Annotated in this window: 19 protein-coding genes, 1 tRNA gene and 1 riboswitch; of the genes, 5 read left to right on the top strand and 15 right to left on the bottom strand. The window is 60.6% G+C overall.

Annotated features, from left to right (window positions below; genetic code table 11):
- Positions 1-78 precede the first annotated feature (78 nt).
- Positions 79-456 carry a response regulator gene (locus CAK95_RS26440; protein ID WP_086090666.1) on the top strand — a complete coding sequence of 126 codons (378 nt, stop codon included), beginning with the start codon at positions 79-81 and terminating at the stop codon, positions 454-456.
- Here the strand turns inward: CAK95_RS26440 and CAK95_RS30250 are convergent.
- Entirely contained in the window at positions 453-584 is a 132-nt protein-coding gene (locus tag CAK95_RS30250; RefSeq protein WP_280949837.1) for a hypothetical protein, read from the bottom strand. The two genes, CAK95_RS26440 and CAK95_RS30250, sit on opposite strands and share 4 nt — an antisense overlap.
- Before the next feature lie 300 nt (positions 585-884).
- On the opposite strand from CAK95_RS30250, the gene CAK95_RS26430 reads away from it, so the two are divergent.
- Positions 885-1,403, top strand: a complete 519-nt coding sequence (locus CAK95_RS26430; protein ID WP_086090664.1) for a hypothetical protein — start codon at positions 885-887, stop codon at positions 1,401-1,403.
- Between the two features lie 12 nt (positions 1,404-1,415).
- Here the strand turns inward: CAK95_RS26430 and CAK95_RS26425 are convergent, their stop codons facing one another.
- The 5 genes from CAK95_RS26425 to CAK95_RS26405 all read right to left on the bottom strand — a co-directional run bounded on the left by CAK95_RS26425 (position 1,416) and on the right by CAK95_RS26405 (position 7,944).
- Complete coding sequence (locus CAK95_RS26425; RefSeq protein ID WP_086090663.1) at positions 1,416-2,627, bottom strand: CaiB/BaiF CoA transferase family protein; 1,212 nt, start codon at positions 2,625-2,627, stop codon at positions 1,416-1,418.
- Positions 2,628-2,678: 51 nt separating this feature from the next.
- Complete coding sequence (locus CAK95_RS26420) at positions 2,679-4,070, bottom strand: caspase family protein (RefSeq protein ID WP_086090662.1); 1,392 nt, start codon at positions 4,068-4,070, stop codon at positions 2,679-2,681.
- A 237-nt stretch (positions 4,071-4,307) separates the two neighbouring features.
- Positions 4,308-6,077, bottom strand: a complete 1,770-nt coding sequence (locus tag CAK95_RS26415; protein ID WP_245303532.1) for a B12-binding domain-containing radical SAM protein — start codon at positions 6,075-6,077, stop codon at positions 4,308-4,310.
- A 119-nt stretch (positions 6,078-6,196) separates the two neighbouring features.
- Positions 6,197-6,688, bottom strand: a complete 492-nt coding sequence (locus tag CAK95_RS26410) for a hypothetical protein (RefSeq protein ID WP_086090660.1) — start codon at positions 6,686-6,688, stop codon at positions 6,197-6,199.
- 218 nt (positions 6,689-6,906) lie between these two features.
- Positions 6,907-7,944, bottom strand: coding sequence for a glutamine synthetase beta-grasp domain-containing protein (locus CAK95_RS26405; RefSeq protein WP_086090659.1), 1,038 nt, complete (start codon positions 7,942-7,944; stop codon positions 6,907-6,909).
- 330 nt (positions 7,945-8,274) lie between these two features.
- Here CAK95_RS26405 and CAK95_RS26400 point away from each other — a divergent pair, with 330 nt between their 5' ends.
- Positions 8,275-8,466 (top strand): DUF2735 domain-containing protein, encoded by a 192-nt coding sequence (locus CAK95_RS26400; protein ID WP_086090658.1) that lies wholly within the window; start codon positions 8,275-8,277, stop codon positions 8,464-8,466.
- Positions 8,467-8,503: 37 nt separating this feature from the next.
- Here the strand turns inward: CAK95_RS26400 and CAK95_RS26395 are convergent, their stop codons facing one another.
- Positions 8,504-8,902 (bottom strand): MarR family winged helix-turn-helix transcriptional regulator, encoded by a 399-nt coding sequence (locus CAK95_RS26395; RefSeq protein ID WP_245303531.1) that lies wholly within the window; start codon positions 8,900-8,902, stop codon positions 8,504-8,506.
- 147 nt (positions 8,903-9,049) lie between these two features.
- On the opposite strand from CAK95_RS26395, the gene CAK95_RS26390 reads away from it, so the two are divergent.
- Both CAK95_RS26390 and CAK95_RS26385 read left to right on the top strand, forming a co-directional pair.
- Entirely contained in the window at positions 9,050-9,733 is a 684-nt protein-coding gene (locus CAK95_RS26390; protein WP_245303530.1) for an FMN-dependent NADH-azoreductase, read from the top strand.
- On the top strand, positions 9,730-10,056 hold the full coding sequence (locus CAK95_RS26385) for a DMT family transporter (protein ID WP_086090656.1): 327 nt from the start codon (positions 9,730-9,732) through the stop codon (positions 10,054-10,056). The genes CAK95_RS26390 and CAK95_RS26385 overlap by 4 nt, the downstream gene beginning before the upstream one ends.
- Positions 10,057-10,060: 4 nt before the next feature.
- Here the strand turns inward: CAK95_RS26385 and CAK95_RS26380 are convergent, their stop codons facing one another.
- The 8 genes from CAK95_RS26380 to CAK95_RS26345 all read right to left on the bottom strand — a co-directional run bounded on the left by CAK95_RS26380 (position 10,061) and on the right by CAK95_RS26345 (position 19,017).
- On the bottom strand, positions 10,061-10,999 hold the full coding sequence (locus CAK95_RS26380) for a glutaminase (protein ID WP_086090655.1): 939 nt from the start codon (positions 10,997-10,999) through the stop codon (positions 10,061-10,063).
- Positions 11,000-11,174: 175 nt separating this feature from the next.
- A complete protein-coding gene (locus tag CAK95_RS29435; RefSeq protein WP_157699750.1) occupies positions 11,175-11,351 on the bottom strand; it encodes a hypothetical protein in 177 nt (58 codons plus the stop codon).
- Positions 11,352-11,594: 243 nt separating this feature from the next.
- Positions 11,595-11,668: transfer RNA gene (locus CAK95_RS26375), tRNA-Gln, on the bottom strand.
- Positions 11,669-12,040: 372 nt separating this feature from the next.
- Complete coding sequence (locus tag CAK95_RS26365) at positions 12,041-12,304, bottom strand: hypothetical protein (RefSeq protein WP_147413546.1); 264 nt, start codon at positions 12,302-12,304, stop codon at positions 12,041-12,043.
- A gap of 56 nt (positions 12,305-12,360) precedes the next feature.
- Positions 12,361-13,236, bottom strand: coding sequence for an amidohydrolase family protein (locus tag CAK95_RS26360; protein WP_086090652.1), 876 nt, complete (start codon positions 13,234-13,236; stop codon positions 12,361-12,363).
- Between the two features lie 44 nt (positions 13,237-13,280).
- The gene (locus CAK95_RS26355; RefSeq protein ID WP_086090651.1) at positions 13,281-15,140 is read right to left on the bottom strand and encodes an AMP-binding protein; all 1,860 of its coding nucleotides are present in this window, start codon (positions 15,138-15,140) and stop codon (positions 13,281-13,283) included.
- A 50-nt stretch (positions 15,141-15,190) separates the two neighbouring features.
- Positions 15,191-16,372: an O-succinylhomoserine sulfhydrylase gene (locus CAK95_RS26350; RefSeq protein WP_086090650.1), complete on the bottom strand. Its 1,182-nt coding sequence runs from the start codon at positions 16,370-16,372 to the stop codon at positions 15,191-15,193.
- Between the two features lie 110 nt (positions 16,373-16,482).
- Positions 16,483-16,562, bottom strand: a riboswitch (SAM riboswitch).
- Between the two features lie 61 nt (positions 16,563-16,623).
- On the bottom strand, positions 16,624-19,017 hold the full coding sequence (locus tag CAK95_RS26345) for a xanthine dehydrogenase family protein molybdopterin-binding subunit (RefSeq protein WP_086090649.1): 2,394 nt from the start codon (positions 19,015-19,017) through the stop codon (positions 16,624-16,626).
- Positions 19,018-19,094 lie beyond the last annotated feature (77 nt).

Below are 19,094 nucleotides of genomic sequence, written 5' to 3'. Positions count from 1 at the left end.
CGGGTCATGAGCCTGCCGCCGTTGACCGTTACAGGGTTTTCGCGGTGGTCGTGACGACCGCCGGAGAAAGCAGGGACAATGAGTTTAGGCCGGATACTTGTCGTCGAAGACGAGATTTTGATCCGCATGCTGGCGGTCGACATGCTGCTCGATCTCGGCCACGAGGCCGATGAGGCCGGCACCGCCAGCGAGGCGCTGGAAATGCTCAAGGCGCCGGGTGCCATTTATGGACTGGTGCTGCTGGATCTCGGTCTGCCGGACAAGCGCGGTGACGACCTTGTGCGGGAAATCCGGCACTCGCACGCCGATCTGCCGTTGCTGGTCGCCAGCGGCGAGGACCAGAGCGAAGTCAAAGCCCGCCTGCAGGAGTTTGCGCCGATCGGTTTTCTCGGCAAGCCTTACGATCTCGACGGCATGAAAGCGAATATCGACCGCCTGACGGCGAGTGGAGTTTAAGCCACGCCGGTCAGCGTCGCCAGCACGACCAACGTGGCCAGTGTCGCCGTGAACAATGTGCCGGCGACGGCCAGTGTGAGATGGCGGTCGTCCTGCTGAGCGAAAAGCGGTTTTGAGAGCGGCAGCATGACGGATCCCGTTCCGATCAGATTGATCTTTATGAATCGCGATTCTGCCCCCTGAAGGCGAGTCATTTATCTTCTGACAGCGTCTTGACTCGCCATGTGCGACTCGCGGCCAGCGGTTCGTAATCGGTATGGGGATCGACGCCAAGGCGGCCGCCAATTAACAAGGCGGGCTGCCAATTAAAATTTGTGCAGGCAACACGTCCGAAAGCTGTGACGGAACCGTTTTCCTGCGCCAGCGTTAAACCGTGTCATTCACGTCAAGCGTTCAATCCAGCATTGCATGGTCACACGGAGGCGATGATGCGAAGCATCCTTGCATGTGTTGGTATCGCGATGCTGACCAATCCGGTGCTCGCCCAACAATCGCTCGACACCCAGACCGTCGTTGTTGGTCCTTGGACGATTGCGACAACCTACAAGGCCGACAAGTTCGAGAATTGCACGATGACACGAACGGCTACCGGCTTGGGCATCGCATTCGTGCGTAATCCTGACGGGCTGCTGCTGTCCATCGATTCGCCGAAGTGGAAGCTCGATCGCGGCAAGGCCTATTCGGTCAAGCTCGCGGCAGGGTCTCAATCCGTCGATGCAAAAGCATTGGCGGAATCGAAATCCGTCACCATCGCGCTGGCCGATCGCCCGTTCAATGAGCGGCTGCGGATGGCCAATGCGCTTGAGGTGCGGGGAGAAGGCGCGACACTGCGATTGCCGTTGGATGGAAGTGCTGTAGGACTTGAACGTCTCGATCAGTGTTTCGACAAAAATTCCAAGGAAGGGCCGGAGACCAATCCATTTGTTGCTCCGGGCAGACGACCCTAACGTCGAGCGTGATCACCCGGCAGACGTGTTGCTCCCTGCAACAATATCTGCAATCTCCTCATCGGAAAATCCCGCGTCCCGCAGCACGTCTTTCGTATGTTCGCCAAGCGGCGGCGCAAGGTTGCGGATCGATGGCGAGGAGCCCGACCATGAGCCCGGCACCTGCGTGACGCGCAGGCGCCCCTCGGTCGGATGATCGATGAAGCGGAAGAAGCCGGATTCGGTGAGATGCGGATCGTCGAGCAGGCTCGCGATGTTGTTCAGCGGAGTGACGGGAATATCCGCGGCATCGAGCAAGGCCACCCAGTCGGCGGTGGTGCGGGTTTTCAAAGTGTCGGCGACGAATTGGTAGACCTCATCGATATGCGCGGCGCGATTGCCGTGCGTTGCGAAGCGCTCGTCCTGCAGCAAGTATTCGCGATCGATGGCGCGGAAGAAATTCTTCCAGTGCGTGTCGGTGTAAACGAGCGCGCAGACATGTCCGTCCGCCGTCGCATAGGGACGGCGATGTTTCGACACGAGCCGCGGATAGTATTGCGGGCCTTCCGGCGGATCGAAGGTCAGGCCGGCAAGATGATCTCCGAGCAGATATTCGGCGAAGACTTCGAACATCGGAATTTCGATCGCCTGGCCTTCACCGGTCCGCTCGCGATGAAAGAGCGCGGCAGAAATCGCGTTGGCCAGATAAAGGCCGACGGTGCGGTCGGCGATGGCGGTCGGCATGTAATGCGGTTCGCCGCCCCAGGCATCGCGCGAGATCGCGGCGATGCCGGTCAGCCCCTGGATGAGATCGTCGTAAGCGGGCTTGCCGGCATAGCGTCCGCCGGCGCCATAGCCGGTGGCGCTGGCATAGACGATGCGTGGATTGACGGCGCGAATGTCCTCATAGCCAAGGCCGAGCCGCGCCATCGCCGCCGGCCGCACATTGCTGACGAACACGTCGGCGGTGGCCGCGAGCTTGCGCAAGGCATCGCGTGCCTTCGGCTGTTTCAGGTCGAGCGCGATGCTGCGCTTGTTGCGATTGAGGTTGAGATAGATGTGGCCCATGCCCGGATGTCGCATGGGGCCGACATGGCGCATGATGTCGCCCGACGGCGCTTCTACCTTGATCACGTCGGCGCCGAAATCGGCGAGGATCTGCGTCGCGTAGGGGCCGAGGATGACGCTGGTCAGATCGAGGATGCGGATGCCGGCGAGGGGGCCGGTATTCTTGCTTTCGGTCATGCCGCCAGCATTAGCGCGATTGAAGTGAACGCTGCAATCCACGCCGCTGCGCTACTTGCGCCGCGCGACTTCCAGCGAACGGCCACCGGCATAGATTGCGATCATATAGCCGTCATCGGTCAGCGCATAGATGATGGGCGTGGCGCTGCCCCAATCGACCGTGATCAGGTTGCCATCGCGTGTCCCGGTGCCGCGGAAAACCGTGCCGCGGACATTCCAGGTGAACAGGAAGTTGCCGCCGTCGCGTGTGATGGTGAGTGAGCCGGTATAGGAATTGCCACGATCCTTGCCGACAACGTTGTAGCGTCCTTGCGGCGATGGCATCGGCCGGGCGGCCGCCCGCGCTGCGCGTTCGAGCTTGTCGGTCGCCGTGCCGTCCGCCCATTCCCCCTCGATTTTTTCGCCGCCTGGAAACGTATAAACGATGCGCTGGTTGTCGCTCAACTCCACGACCAGCATGCGGCCGGCCCAGCGACCGAACCCTTCATAGACCTTGCCGCCGACCCACCAAGTGAATCTGAGTTGATCCTCAGCCGGTGTGATCGCGGTCATACCGGTATAAGCTGTGCCGTCGGGGTAGGTACCGGTCGAGCGATAGACGCCGGCCAGCGAGGGCATTTTCTGCGCATCCGCTTCAAAGGAATCCAGTGGTGAAGCTTTCGGCGTCGGTGCCAGCGCGGCAGTCTTCGGGCCGGCCGGACGAAAGATGAAATCGCCGAAGAACGAGGACGAAAGCCAGGGCGTCTGCTCGCCTTTGGTTTCGGTGTAAACGCCTTTGAGCGTGCGCTTGAATGTATCTTCGATCGACAGCTCCGGTGTACCGATCGCCTGCACCAGATGTTTGGTATAGGGGCTGTTGCGTCCGGAGCCATCGAGCGCGACTGCGCCAGGCGACGTCGAAAACGACACGAACAAACTGGAGCCACTATCGATCCGTGACAGGCCCCGTGTGCCGCCGTCGGCTGGAAATGGATTGTCGCGGCAGGCATCGAGGATGACGATACTGAGTTCGTTGCGGCCCTTGGCCATCGCGTCGACGGCTTCAGCCGCGCTGATACCAACACGCTGGAAATCCTCCGCGGCTGTGATATCTGCGTCGATGGGCAAGAGATAGTTTTCGCCGCCAAATTGGACGCCATGACCGGCGAAATAAAACAGGCCCACGCCGCCTTTCGACTTCAGGCGCGTGCCAAATCTCGCGATCGCGTCCTGCATGTCGCGCCGGCGGGCATCGAGTCTCAGGTCGACATCAAATCCTGCATTGCGCAAAGCGTCCGCGATGTCCGAGGCATCGTTTCTGGGATTGGCGAGAGCTGCCTTCGGATAGGCGCCGTTGCCGATGACAAGCGCGGTGCGCGCCGTAGCAACCTGCGTCAGCGCCACCAGAGTGAAAAGAATTGCGGCGATGACGCAGCCAAATTCTTGAACTTTGAAATTCGTCATTGCGTCCACCCTGATCGAAGCAGAGCACCGCACGGGAAAAGGCAGAACAAGCCGCCCATTATATAAAAAACAGAGAACCAGCACCAGTCGGGTATTTCGGACCGCCCTTCGGTCGACGGCGTCTCAGACGGATGCCGCTGTGCAAGCTATGCCGTAGCGCATAATCGCGGGTGTCCAATTTTACACGCGGCGTCTATAGGCACTCGTCGGTCGGTGACCATCAAACCTGAATGCGCATCAACCCAATGCGGATTCGCGGACAGGCGCCCCGTGGGTCTGCGGTATTTTATCCGCATAAGCCTTCACGAAATCCGACATCGGCGCGTTATGTCCGGCCGGCGGGTCCATCGCGTGGTCGGTGTAAGACGTGACGTCCGGATCGGCGTAAACCTTTTTCATGATCGCGCGATATTTCCGCACCAGCTTGATCCACCGCACCGCCGTCCGGGTGAAATCGTAGGCGCGCCACGGATAGAAGATCAAGGGATTGACGATGGGCAGGCCGTAGCGCCGCTGCGTCCTGATCTTGCGGCGCACGAAGCCGAATTGCAGCGGATGCACGCCCTCGATCCGCGACGAGCCCGAGAACAATGTGATGCCGTCGATCACCTTGGTCTTGTTGAGACCCGTTGCGGCGGCTCTGCGCATGATCGTCTCGACATGCTCGTCGCTGTAATAGCGCGTCCAGGCATCGCGATAGACCTGCTCCCAGGTTTCTTTCGACATGATCGGATGCGCGGTGCAGGCGTGTTCGAGATCGTATTTGTTTAGATCCGGATCGACAGGAATCCCCTTCATGTGCAGGACCTTGTGGTCCTCCGAACCGGGCAGCGGCGTCAGATAGAAGAATTCGAGAATATCGACCGGCAATTCTTTCTTGATGATCTCGATATCGCGCGCGATCGATTCCGGTGTGTCGGTCGGGAAGCCGAGAATATATCCGGCGAAAGTCATGACCTTGGCTTTGCGCCAGGCATGAAACATCTCCTGATATTCCCAGATCTTGTTCTGGCGCTTCTTGGCGCCGGCCAGCGATTGCGGGTTGATATTTTCAAGGCCGATGAACACGGCGGTGCAACCGGCCCGCGCAGCTTTCTCGATGAAGCCCGGGATCTTGTGACACAGCGTGTCGACCTGCAGCAGTAACCTGATCTTGAAGCCTTCCTTCTCGCGCAATTCAATCAGCCGGTCGAGGATCGGCTCCCAGTTCTTGTTGCGCGCGTAATTGTCGTCGGTGATGAAGAAGCGGGTGATGTCCTGTTTGGCGTTCGCACGCACGATGCCTTCGATATCGTCGGCGGTGCGGTAGCGCGACTTGCGCCCTTGAACGTTGATAATGGTGCAGAAGCTGCACTGGAACGGACAGCCGCGGCCGGCATCGAAGCTGGCGTAATGGCCGGCGACGCGAGTGACGACCTTGCGAGGCAGCACGGGAAAGGTCGCCGCCGTCATATCCGGCGTGTCTTTCAGGTGATTGTAGATGGGCTTTGCCTGGCCGGACGCCATGTCGCGCAGGAATTCCACCATCCGGCCTTCGCTTTCGCCGGCATAGAGGACAGCGCCGAGGTCGAGCGCTTCCTGCAATTCCGGTGTCAGCTTCGGCAGCATCGAGATAACGCCGCTGACATGGAAGCCGCCGATGACGACCGGAATATTCTGCTTGCGGAAGATGCGCGTCAGATCAAGCGCGCGCGGATATTGATTGGATTGCACCCCCACCAGCGCGACGAAGCCGCCGCCGGCCTTTTGGATGCGCCGCACAATGCCCTTGATATCGATGACGGTGTTGCATTCGTCATAGGCGTCGATTTCGATAGCAGTGTCGGGACCGAGCACCTGCGCATCGGCGCATTCGCGCAGCAACCCATAGACGCTGGCCAGGCTGTTCGACGGTATTGTCGAACGCCACCATTGAATGACATAGCCGTCGGAATCGTAATGCGATGGCTTGATCAGGACGATCGGATAAGGGCGCTGGGAGACGCGTTGAGGCTCCCCCGCAACCAAGGCATTTTCAGTTCCACTGGAAATACCTGCCGCCCGGCCCATGGCAGGAGTGGATACGCATTTCTCCATCCGCGCAAGGCTTTGATTGGCCGGCGCGGCGATTTTGTCGCCCGTTCCGGCTAGGAACCTGGGTCGATCATGTCGTCCTGGTCCAGCGAACCATCTCTGTCCATCTCGTCGACCATGTCAGAGACGACCGGATTGCTCCCGCGTCCAACGTCATACGGCTGTAATGGTTGAGCTGGCATGGCCCGATAATTCTCGAATGCGATCTTGTCGCCGATGAACAGGCATTTGCAGTCATCGGGGTCGGCATAGAGATAATACGGAACACCGTTCTTCTGGCGGGCGATCAGCTTGTGCGGTGTGAGCGATCGCAGCCGCTCCATCTTCTCCGGCGTATTCGCCTCCCGCATCTTGAAGCCGGCGTCTTCCAGCAACATGCCGGTCGCGCGTTGCGCCGCTGCGGGCAACGCAAAAAGCGTGATGATGGCGAATGCCGTCGCCGCGAAGCCATGCCGTGTCATCGTCAGATCCCGGATCAGAAGCGTACCGGGGTGCTTACCGGAATTGGCATGGGTCGCCAAGCGCGTGCCCGCGGCATGGTGCATGAGGTGCGAACGCCTGCGGCGGACGCATCGACAATGAGGATCGGGATTTTGCTGCGAAGGGCGGGGGAGGGACGACCAAGTGCCTCCCCCGCGACATCGTCCTCAATGGCGCAACATCAAGGACCGACGCCGAACATCGGTGACGCGGTCCATGAGAAGGATGACCCACGCCAAAAAGAAAAAAGGCATGAGGCTGGCCTCATGCCTTTGTTGTTGTCTTACGCCGCGGCAGCTTTGGCGCCGGTCGGCACTTCCGAGATCGTCTTCAGGATCTGCGAAGCGATCTGGTAGGGGTCGCCCTGCGAGTTCGGGCGGCGGTCTTCGAGATAGCCCTTGTAGCCGTTGTTGACGAAGCTATGCGGAACACGGATCGAGGCGCCGCGATCAGCCACGCCGTAGCTGAACTTGTTCCACGGAGCCGTTTCGTGCTTGCCGGTCAGGCGCATATGGTTGTCCGGGCCATACACGGCGATGTGGTCTTCGAGGTTCTTTTCGAACTGCTTCATCAGCGCTTCGAAATAGTCCTTGCCGCCGACTTCACGCATATACTTGGTCGAGAAGTTCGAGTGCATGCCCGAGCCGTTCCAGTCGGTATCGCCGAGCGGCTTGCAGTGCCATTCGATGTCGATGCCGTGCTTCTCGCAAAGGCGCATCATCAGATAGCGGGCGATCCACATCTGGTCGGCCGCAGTGCGCGAGCCCTTGCCGAAAATCTGGAATTCCCACTGGCCCTTCGCCACTTCGGCGTTGATGCCTTCGTGGTTGATGCCGGCCGCAAGGCAGAGTTCGAGATGTTCTTCCACCAGCTCGCGTGCGATCGAGCCGACATTCTTGTAGCCGACGCCGGTATAGTAGGGACCCTGCGGAGCCGGGTAACCTTCCGTCGGGAAGCCGAGCGGGCGGCCGTCCTTGTAGAAGAAATATTCCTGCTCGAAGCCGAACCATGCATCCGCGTCGTCCAGGATGGTGGCGCGCTTGTTCGTGGAATGCGGGGTGACGCCGTCCGGCATCATCACTTCGCACATCACCAGTGCGCCATTTTTGCGCGCACCGTCCGGATAAATGGCGACGGGCTTCAGCACGCAATCGGAGCTGTGGCCTTCGGCCTGCTGGGTCGAGGAGCCGTCGAAGCCCCAGAGCGGCAATTGCTCAAGCGTCGGGAAATAGTCGAACTCCTTGATCTGGGTTTTACCACGCAGATTCGGGACCGGCGTATAGCCATCGAGCCAAATGTACTCGAGCTTGTACTTTGTCATTGGTGTCTCATTCCTGATGACGCGACGTGTAGGGAAGCTGATGCGTGCTCAGTTGCCGGCTCGCGCCCGGCCGCCGGCAGGCGTTAGCAAGCATTTAACGTGCCAGTCCAGAGGGCGATGCCTTTTTAGGCAGCAATGTTGCGATAGGCCGGTATTCCGCCATTGGGAAATTGCTTTCCCCGTAAGCAGAGGCTGGTCCGCCTATAATGTAGCCAATTGCTGATTTTTTGAGAGGCAGACGGATCAATTCGGGAGCAAAGAGCTTATATTCGTCCAAGGCGCAAGCGACTCAAAAGATAGCCGCTTGCGCGACCCGAAAGGATCCGGACGATGGCAAGTCTCAATCGCGGGCCCGCCAAGATCTACGCGTTTCCCGCACGAGGCCGTTTCGCAAGCGACGGTCAGCAAAGTGATGCAGCCGGGGCGAACCTCGCCAACCCGCGTGTGACCTGGGCATCGAGCGGCAGCGGCTGGTACCACGAGGAAGCGATCCGCGAAGCCGAGCAGCAGCGTAAGAACTAACGAATCTGCGGTGAGAGACCGCCGGGCGAGCGGCTTCTCAGCGCCCGCGGTCAGTGAGTTTTGTCAGCAGCGCTGCGATGCTTAATGCCTCGCGCTCGGACAGATGCTTTCCGACAGCATCGGTAATGGCCTTCCCGTAGACCGGCCACATCCGCTTTCTCATATCTCGCCCGGCTGATGTGATGACGACGCGCTGACCGCGCCCATCGTCTTCGCATGGGCGGCGTTCGACATAGCCTTTCTCTTCAAGGCGGTCGATCAGGCGGGAGATGTTTGACTGCGCGATCAGGATTTGCCGCTCGATCTCAAGCGGCCGTAAGCCCGCTTCACCCGCACGTTCGAGCTCCCACAACACGTCATACCAGGCATGGGATGGGAGGTTTGCGTCCCGGAATGCGCGTTCGATTTTCAAAAGCGCCGTTTGCTGCGCACGCATCAGAGCGATCCACGCATCGACGGCAGCTTCGGTTGGCCTGTGACCCATCGCGAAATTTTACATATCGATGCGTTCGCATGCAACTTGACGGGTCGATGCAGTCGCATAGATATCCATGCGATCGCATCTATATCAGGCGAGGGCGATATGACTAAGTTGAGCGCAATACCGGTCGCGGGCGCGAAAGTGGCCCGTCTCATGAACGTGCAGGCATCGCCCCGACGGGGTCTTTCCATGTCGGCTGCCGCCACGCAGACGTTTGTTTCAGCGCTATCAAGGGCGCAGTCGGCCCTTGAGGTGGATGTCTTGGACTTATGGACGGCCAGTTTGCCGGAATTCAGCGGGGATACGATCAACGCCAAATACGCCAAGCTCGCCGGGCGTGCGATGGGACCGGGCGAGGAAACGGCATGGGGCGACATCGTCCGCATGATCGATCGTCTGAAGGCCGCGGACGGCGTCGTGATCGCGACACCAATGTGGAACTTCAGCATCCCCTACAAGCTCAAGCACTGGATCGATCTGATCACCCAGCCGGGTCTGACCTTCTCGTTCGATCCGGCAAAGGGTTATGCGCCATTGCTCCCGTCCAAACCGGTGCTCGTGATCCTGTCCAGCGCCGGCGATTATGCCAATGGTCCAAGCCGTGGGCGGCCCGATCTCGCAACGCCATATCTGCGCGAGGCCCTCAAGTTCATCGGATTGAACGAGGTCAGTTTTGTTGCGATTGGTCCGACTGTCGCATCCCCGGAGGATGTCGCGACTGCGCGCGCCGATGCTGAAGCTCGCCTCGACGTTCTTGCGACGACGTTTCTTAAGGCGTCGCGATGACCACCGGGCAAGGCTGGATCTATCTCGTAGCCTCGGGTCTCATCGATGTGGCCTGGGCGCTGTCGATGAAAAAAGCGAACGGCTTCGCCAATCTTGGCTGGTCGCTGGTCTCGCTCGTGTTGCTCGCAGCTTTTGTCTATCTGCTGACACGCGCGCTCACCGTCCTTCCGGTGGGCACCGCCTATGCGGTGTGGACCGGCATTGGCGCGGCCGGAACGGTCATCGCCGGCATCCTGCTATTCTCCGAACCGGCGACAGCGATCCGGCTGTTTTTCATCTGTGTCGTTGTCGCCGGCATCATCGGCCTTCAGATGACGGCATGAGTGTTTACGCGCCGAAGATCGACCAGCCCATACGCTTGGTCAGCGCCTCAAGGGCGATGCGCCCGAGATGTGAATTGCCATTGTCATCGAGCCCTGGCGACCACACCGCGATCGATGCCTTGCCCGGCGCGATGGCGAGAATACCGCCGCCGACACCGCTCTTGCCGGGAAGGCCGACGCGATAGGCGAATTCGCCCGAGCCGTCATAGTGACCGCATGTCAGCATGATCGCGTTGATGCGGCGCGCACGCTCCGGCTGAACGACAAGGTGACCGGTCGCGGGATTGCGTCCGAGATGGGCCAGAAAACGTCCGGCCGTAGCGAGCTGCCGGCATGACATCGCAATCGCGCAATGATGAAAATAGACGCCGAGCGTGAAATCGACCGGATTGTCGAGCACATCGAACGATTTCATATAATTGGCGAGTGCGACGTTGCGAAAGCCGGTGCGCTGCTCCGAGGCAGCGACCGCGTCGTCGATCATGATCGACGGATCGTCGGCGATGAATTGCATGAAACGCAGGATGTCGCCCAGCGCCTCGCGTGGCTGGTGGCCCGAGACGATCGCATCGGTGACGGCGATGGCCCCCGCATTGATGAAGGGGTTGCGCGGGATGCCGCGCTCGCGTTCGAGCTGCACGATCGAGTTGAACGGACTGCCGGAGGGTTCGCGGCCGACGCGCCGCCAGAGGCGGTCACCGATCCGGCCGAGCGCGAGCGTCAGGGTGAAGACCTTGGAGATGCTCTGGATCGAGAATGGAGTGTCGCTGTCGCCACCCGCAGCAACGTTGCCGTCATTGTCGATGACGACGAGGCCGAAGGCCTGCGCGTCGACCCGCGCCAATTCCGGGATGTAGGTCGCGACTTGTCCGCGGTCGCGCCGCTGGCGCATTTCGTCGGCGATGTCGCTGACGACGGTCTGGAGGTCGGGGGCAGGGCTCATGTCACGGCAAGCTTGCGTCTTGTCGTTCCATATCACTCACATCCCCACGCACAATGCCAGAGGCATGCCCGCATTTTATTTGTGCGTAGCGGACGGCGCCGGGCCATGGCGAATGTTGCGCCGGTATGCGGCGAACAGCGCGTGCGGTGGACTGCCGGAGTAGCCGCGACGCTGGCTACTTTACCGCGCGGCCGTTGGTCATGTCCGACGGAGCACTGGCGCTGGCCTTCGGCCCGGCGAAATACGAATGGGCCTGATTGACGCCTTCCATGACGATGCCCAGCCCGATCAGGAAGGCGATGAAGGCCATGACCTTGGTCGCGGGATGTGTGGGGCGATCGTATTGTGACATTTCGTGAATTCCGTTTCCGGGCAACCGGTCTGCTGTTGAATCACGCGTGCACTGACGCGCGCATCCTTGGTTTTGAAAAGTTTCCGATTTGTTAGTGCGTCAGGTCGCCGGCCGGTTCAGTGCGGCTTTCAGTTAATCGCCAAAGAATGAGAGGGGTTCCGAAAACGCGAAATTGTTACCGGTCAGACGCGGCCGGCCCCAACAGGCGTTAGTCTTTGAAATGTCGGGGGAGGGCCGCTTGATTGGCTGGGGAACTAGGATTCGAACCTAGATTGACGGAGTCAGAGTCCGCAGTTCTACCATTGAACTATTCCCCAAGAAGCATCCCCAGGAGCGCGCCGAAGGCACGTCCCAGGCACGCCGGAATCGGCGATACATATACGGGGCGGCGGGGTATTTCAAATACCTATTAAGGGGGTTCAGGACGCCTTCCGGCGGGGCTCGGCCACCGGATCCGGCCTTGCGGGTGCCTGCGCGAATTCGTCGGCCTCCTTGCAGATCACGCCGCAATAGAAGCGTTCCTTGCCAAGCTGCCATGCCGGAAGTTCCTCAAGGCATCGGCCGCAGGCGGCGCAAAGAAATCCATACAACGCGTGTTGTTTCATCAGGCCTGTGTTTTGGATTGGTGGTCCCCCTAGAAGGGGCATAACGCCTTCGGAGGTGATGCGTTCCCCGATTTGAGGGCAACTTCAGGCGGTATGACCGTCGTCGATATCCTTTGGCGTGTTCTTCCTTTGTTGTGGCGTCATGCGGGCGGGGTCCGGTTCGCCGGGGACGCCACGCGGGCCGAGGATCTCCCGCTGCATCTCATCCTCAGTCTTGAGGTGGTCGCGGTTTTCGGACAACGGGCGCTGTTTCATGGACACCTCCAGCGGAAGAACGCCAAGCATCTGCGCCCGTTCCTCCGGGCATAACCCGAAAACAGTGGCGAAACGGTCGGCGGGCGGCGTCATGCTCCAATGCCATGAGAAACGATCCGATTAATGACTTTGGATCGATTCGATCGAATCTATCGCGACCGCAATCCCAGCAGCCCGATGGCGTTTTCCTTCAGGATCAGCGGCCGCACTTCCGGCTTGATGTCGATGGCCTCGAAATCGGCCAGCCAGCGGTCCGGGGTGATGGCCGGAAAATCCGATCCGAACAGCACCTTGTGCTTGAGCAGCGAGTTGGCATAGCGAACGAGGATCGGCGGAAAGTATTTCGGCGACCAGCCCGACAGGTCGATATAGACGTTGGGCTTGTGCTGCGCGACCGCCAGCGCTTCCTCCTGCCAGGGGAAGGACGGGTGCGCCATCACGATCTTCATATCGGGAAAATCGATGGCGACCTGATCGAGATGGATCGGGTTGGAATATTCCAGCTTGATGCCATAGCCGCCGCGCATGCCCGATCCGACGCCGGTCTGGCCTGTATGAAAGAGCGCCGGCTTGCCGCTTTCCTGGATCGCCTCATAGAGCGGATAGGCCATGCGGTCGTGCGGATAGAAGCCCTGTTGCGAAGGATGAAACTTGAATCCCTGAACGCCGAACTCCTCGACGAGCCGCCGCGCTTCCCGTGCGCCCAGTTTGCCCTTGTGCGGGTCGATCGAGGCGAACGGGATCATGATGTCGGAATTCTCGTTGGCGAGCCGCGCAACTTCTTCGTTGCTGTAGCGCCGGATGCCGAGATGGTGCTCGCAATCGACCTGGAAGATGACGAGCGCGATCTTGCGCTGACGATAATAGTCGGCGATTTCAGGGATCGTCGGCGCCCAGAGGTCCTGCTTGAAATAGGCCTTCATGCCTTCGCGCAGTTCCGCGCCGTCTTCCCAGGTGTGGGTGCCGCAAGGGCCCTCGGCGTGAGTGTGGATGTCGATGGCAACGATGTTGTCGAGATCAAGCATGATGTGTGACTGCGCGCTGTGCCTGTTGTAACGTGGTTCAGTTCTTAAAACAGCATGACCGGCTGATGCGGCGCTTCGCTGTAAAGCGCCTTGATCAGCGTCTTGCGGCGCTCGATGATCCGGCGCTGATTGAGATAGCCTTTATCGGTGATTTCGCCGGCGTCGATGTCGGGCGGCTCGGTCATGATCATCGCTCTTGCGATCCTGCGGCTGCTGCCCGCCTCACGCGCATTGTGGGCCTCGATTTTAGCGCGTAGCGCCTCGGATAATGTCGCGCAATCCGCATTGGGATTCGGAATGACGAGAATGCCGATGTCACTCCGGTTCTCGCCGACGATCACCGCATCCTGCATATAAGGCTCGCAAGCCTTGATCAGATCGAGGCGCAGAAGACCTGCGATCACCCATGTCCCGGTGGTCAGCTTGAAGTTTTCTGACAGACGCCCGTGATAGGACAGCCCTGCGGAAATATCGTCCGGATCGGAGAGGCGCACCGCATCGCCGATCTTCAGAAAACCTTCTTCGTCGAAGGCGTTGCGCGTGGCCACAGGATCGTTCCAGTAGCCGGGCGTGATGCCGATGCCACGGAAGCGCACCTCCATATCGTCGTCATTGAGCTTGATCAGCTTGGCCTCGATGCCGGGGATGGGAAGGCCGAGCGAAGCAGACGCGCCGGTGCCCCACCATCCGAGTGTCGCCGGTGACGCCGTTTCGGTTGAGCCCAGCGAGGAGACGATGGGAATGCGCGCGCCGCGCACGGCGATCGACAATCGCTCGAGACGATCCCACAGATTCTGTGGCAAGCCTGCGGCGGCGTAGAGCAGGAGGTCCATGTCGGACAACAGATGTCTGGCGAAATCCGTATCCTGTTCCAACTGCGGGATCAGCGCGTCATAGGCGCTCGGCACATTGAACATCAGCGTCGGAGCGACCGAGCGCAGATTCTCCACCGAGCGGCCGATGCCGTTTGGCGTTGGCTTGCCGTCGTCGATGTAGAGTGAGCCGCCGGCGCGCAGGATCAGGTTGAAGGTCGCGTTGGCGCCGGCCGTATGATTCCAGGGCAGCCAATCGACCATCACCGGCGGCCGGCCCAGCAGGAACGGCCAGACCGAGGCAAAGCCCTCGGCCACAGCCATCATCATGCGTTGCGTGACGATGACGCCTTTGGGATCGCCGGTGGAGCCGGAGGTCAGCATGATGCGGGCAACGCTGTCCGGCGTGACTTTTGCGAAACGATCCTCGACATCCGGGCCTGCGGGTGTCGATGTCAACGTGTCGAAGGTTGTGGCGTGGGAGAATTCCGGCGAAGGTGCGCCAACGATCAGACGGTTCTCGAGATCGGCCAGCCGTTGCAGCGCCGCTGCGAAAGCCTTCGTGTCCTCCACGAAGATATGGCTCGGCTGAAACTGTTCGATCAGCCGGATGAGCTTCTGGTGGTCCCGCGACATTAATGAATAGGCGGGCGACAAGGCGAGCACGGGCACGCCGATCTGCATGGCGGCGAGTTGCAGAATGGCATGTCTGATGGAGTTGTGACTGAGGACGGCAATCGGCCGGGCGTTGCTATTGCCCTGATTGATCAGCCATTGCGAAACCGCATCAACGTCCCGCCGAATCTCACTGTAGGTGCGACGATCCCATTCGACGCCACTTGCACCGGCCCGCCGCTCGGCGAGGAATACCGCATCCGGCGTCTTGTCTGCGTAAAGGCGGAGAAACGCGCCCATCTGGGCGGCCGGCAATTGCGGCGCGATGGCATTGCCAAGAATGATTGTGCCGTCATCACGATACGTGACCAGCGGCGCGCGGCTGGCAAAACGTGTCGGTATGAACGGATAGCTTTTGGAATCGACGTCCGTGCCGTGAAGCTGCCTCGTGTTGTCTTCCGCCAATGTCTGTCGCATCCGGCACGTCACTGTCGCTCGCGGGACTTCAATTCCAATTCGCCGGAAGCTTAAGCCTTGTCGAGCGCTGCGAGCAAATCTTCCATGATGTCGTCGGGATGCTCCAGGCCGACCGAAAGGCGCAGGAAGCCGTCCGAGATGCCGAGATCGGCGCGCGCCTGCGGCGTGATGCGCTGATGCGTCGTCGTGGCCGGATGGGTGATCAGGCTCTTGGCATCACCGAGATTGTTGGAGATGCGCACGAGCTGCAGCGCGTCCTGTACGCGGAAGGCCGCATCCTTGCCGCCTTTGACCTCGAAGGCGACCAGCGTCGAGCCGCCTTTCATCTGCCGCTGGATGATCTCGGCCTGCGGATGGTCGGGCCGGCCGGGATAGATCAGCCGGGAAATCTTGGGATGATTGTGCAGGGCGACGGCGACAGCCGCGGCGGAATCGGTCTGCCGGCGCACGCGCACAGCCAACGTCTCAAGGCCCTTCAGCATCACCCAGGCATTGAAGGGCGACATCGAGGGCCCGGTCTGGCGGTGCAAGTTGTGGATGTTGTCCTGAATGAATTTGTTGGAGCCGAGCACCACGCCGCCAAGGCAGCGGCCCTGACCATCGATATGTTTGGTCGTGGAATAGACGACGCAATCGGCGCCAAGCGCGAGCGGGCTCTGCCACAGCGGAGTGGAAAAGACATTGTCCACGGTCACCGTCGCGCCAGCCTCGTGCGCGATCTTGGCGACCGCGGCGATGTCGATCACTTCCAGCGTTGGGTTGGAGGGCGTCTCCATGAAAAACGTCTTGGTGTTCGGACGGACAGCATTCTTCCATTGATTGAGGTCGGTGCCGTCGACCAGCGTCGACGTCACACCGAAACGCGGCAGCAATTCTTCCACGACATAAAGGCACGATCCGAACAGCGCCCGTGACGAAACGATATGGTCGCCGGCTCTGACCTGTCCCATCAGCGCCAGCGTCACCGCCGCCATGCCGGTCGCCGTCGCGCGCGCATCTTCGGCGCCTTCGAAATCGGCCATGCGCTGTTCGAACATGCGCACCGTCGGATTGCCGAAGCGCGAATATTGAAAGCCCGGGCTTTCGCCCTTGAAGCGGGCTTCGGCCTGCGCAGAGTTTTCGTAGACATAGCCTTGTGTGAGAAACAGCGCCTCGGATGTTTCACCGAATTGCGAGCGCAGGATCGAGGATTGAACGAGGCGGGTTTCGGGCCGGTATTTACGCTGCGTCATCGCGGGCTTCCTCTTTCGAACTTGAACACGACGGACGTGCTCTTTTCACGTTCGCGCATGACATTTCATGCGCTGGGCATAAAAAATCCCGGCCGGAAATTCCGGGCCGGGCACACGTGTCCCCGGCCTTTTAGCGAGTTGTTTTACGTGGCTGCAAGCCGGCCGGCTCAAATTGACCACGGATCGAATTTGCTCTTACGCCCGCGCATAAACGGCGTCAAGACAATCGGTCCTCCGTTTGAGACCGGCCTTTACGCCGCTTTCGGTTGCTTCGCCGCCTGGATCGCTGCCCACACCCGCGACGGGGAGGCCGGCATATCGAGATGGCGGATGCCGTAAACCGATAGAGCATCGACAACCGCATTCATCACGCAGACCAAGGCGCCGGCGCAGCCGGCTTCGCCGCAGCCCTTGGTGCCGAGCGGATTGGTGGTTGCCGGGACGGGATGGCTGACGAAGCCGATGGCCGGCGAGCTCTTGGCGCGCGGCATCGCATAGTCCTGGAACGAGCCGGTCAACAATTGACCGTCCTCGTCGTACACCGCGTTTTCCATCAGCGCCTGGCCAATGCCCTGGATGACGCCGCCGTGCACCTGGCCTTCCACCAGCAGCGGATTGATGATCGTGCCGAAATCGTTGACTGACGAATATTTCACGACTTCGGTTGCACCGGTCTCCGGATCGATTTCCACTTCGCAGATATGGCATCCATTTGGAAAGGCCGATGGAGCGCCATTGAACGTGTGGCTGACATCGAGCGTCTGCGGCGTACCTTCCGGCAGCTTCAGCCCGGAACGCAGCTTCTCGGCCAGCTCCATGATGCCGATCGAGCGGTCGGTCCCGGCGATGGTGAAACGGCCGTCGGCGAATTCGATATCGCCGGGCGATGCTTCGAGGACATGCGAGGCGATCGCCTTGCCCTTGTCGATCACGATGGCTGACGCTTCGACAATCGCAGCGCCACTCGCCGTGATGGAGCGTGAACCACCGGTGCCGCCGCCGGCGATCAATTGATCGCTGTCACCTTGAACGAGGCGGATGCGTTCGAACGGAATGCCGAGCGAGCGCGAGAGCACTTGCGCAAAGGGGGTCGCGTGACCTTGCCCGTAATCGAGCGTGCCGGTGATGATCGTGACATCGCCATTGGCTTCGAAACGGATGCCACCCATTTCCTTGCTGGGAGGGGCGGTGACTTCAAGGAACGAGCCGATGCCGATGCCGCGCAGCTTGCCACGCGCCGCGCTGTCGCGCTTGCGGGCCTCGAAACCGGCCATGTCGGCGATCTTCTGCGTCTCCTCGAACAGCGCGGGGAAGTCGCCGCTGTCGTAAGTCATGCCGGACGAAGCGGCATAGGGGATCTGCGACGGCGCGATATGATTGCGGCGACGCAATTCGAGGCGATCGATGCCCATCTCGGCAGCGGCGGTGTCAATCAGCCGCTCCATGTAGTAGTTGCCTTCCGGGCGGCCCGCACCGCGATAGGCGGTGACCTGCGTCGTATTGGTGAAAACGCACTTGGCCGACATTTCGATCAGCGGCGTGCGGTAGACGCTGGCGATATTCTTGACGATGTTGGTTGTGGCCGGGATCGGCGCAACAGCCGCCATAAACCCGCCCATGTTGCCAAGGCTTGACGCCCGGATCGCCAGGAAGTGCCCGTCCTTGTCGAGTGCCAGTTCGAGATCGATTTCGTGGTCGCGTCCGTGCGCGTCCGACACGAATGAGCCGGACCGGTCATCGGTCCATTTCACAGGACGCCCGAGTTGCCGGGCCGCGTGCAGGATGCAGATATATTCGGGGTAGGCTTGCGCCTTCATGCCGAACGAGCCGCCGACATTGCCGGTCAGCACGCGCACCTTGTCCGGTTCTGCACCAAGAATATTGGCGAGTTGGCCCCGCATGCCGAACACGCCCTGACTTTGCGAATGCAAGGTCCAGTGGTTGGCGGCCGAGTCGTATTCGCCGATCGCCGCGCGCGGCTCCATCGGCGCAACGACAAGACGGGTATTGCGGAGCGACAGCCGTGTGACATGTGCCGCTTGCGCGAAAGCCTCGGCAACCTTGTCGCTGTCGCCATAGTGATAATCGAGCGCGACATTGCCCGGCACGTCATCGAACAATTGCGGGGCGTCCGGCTGCGTGGCGGCGCTGGCCAGCGTCACCGCGGGCAGGGGATCGATATCGAGCACGACGGCTTCGGCGGCATCGCGCGCCTGCGCGGCCGTTTCGGCGACAACGAAAGCCACCGGATCGCCGACGAAACGCACCTTCTTGTCCGCCAGCGCGTAACGCGCCGGGACCTTCATCGCCGAGCCGTCACGGTTTTTGAACGGTGTGAGGCATTTCAGGGTGCCGTAACCGGCAAGATCGGCGGCCGTATAGACTCCGAGGACACCGGGCAGGGCCTTTGCCGCCTCGGTATCGATGCCATTCACGATCCCATGCCCATAGGGCGAGCGCACGATCACCGCATAAACTTGCTCGGCGAGGTTAATGTCGTCGGTGTAGCGGCCATGCCCCTGGACCAGCGTCGGGTCCTCATTGCGCAAGACCGGCTGGCCGACCCCGAACTTGGCAAGGTGCCAATCTTGGGACCCATCCTGATCCAAATTCGTCGATTGCGGGGCTTTTTCGCGAATGTTCATGCGGCCTTCGGTGACACGGGGGGATGACAGGAGGTTGTCGGGAGATAAAGGTCCGGCCTCCCAGCCACAAGAACGGC

It is taken from the genome of Pseudorhodoplanes sinuspersici (assembly GCF_002119765.1).
Classification (GTDB): domain Bacteria; phylum Pseudomonadota; class Alphaproteobacteria; order Rhizobiales; family Xanthobacteraceae; genus Pseudorhodoplanes; species Pseudorhodoplanes sinuspersici.
Note: the sequence above shows the minus strand (reverse complement) of the source record. Positions and strands in the feature narration are given on the sequence as shown.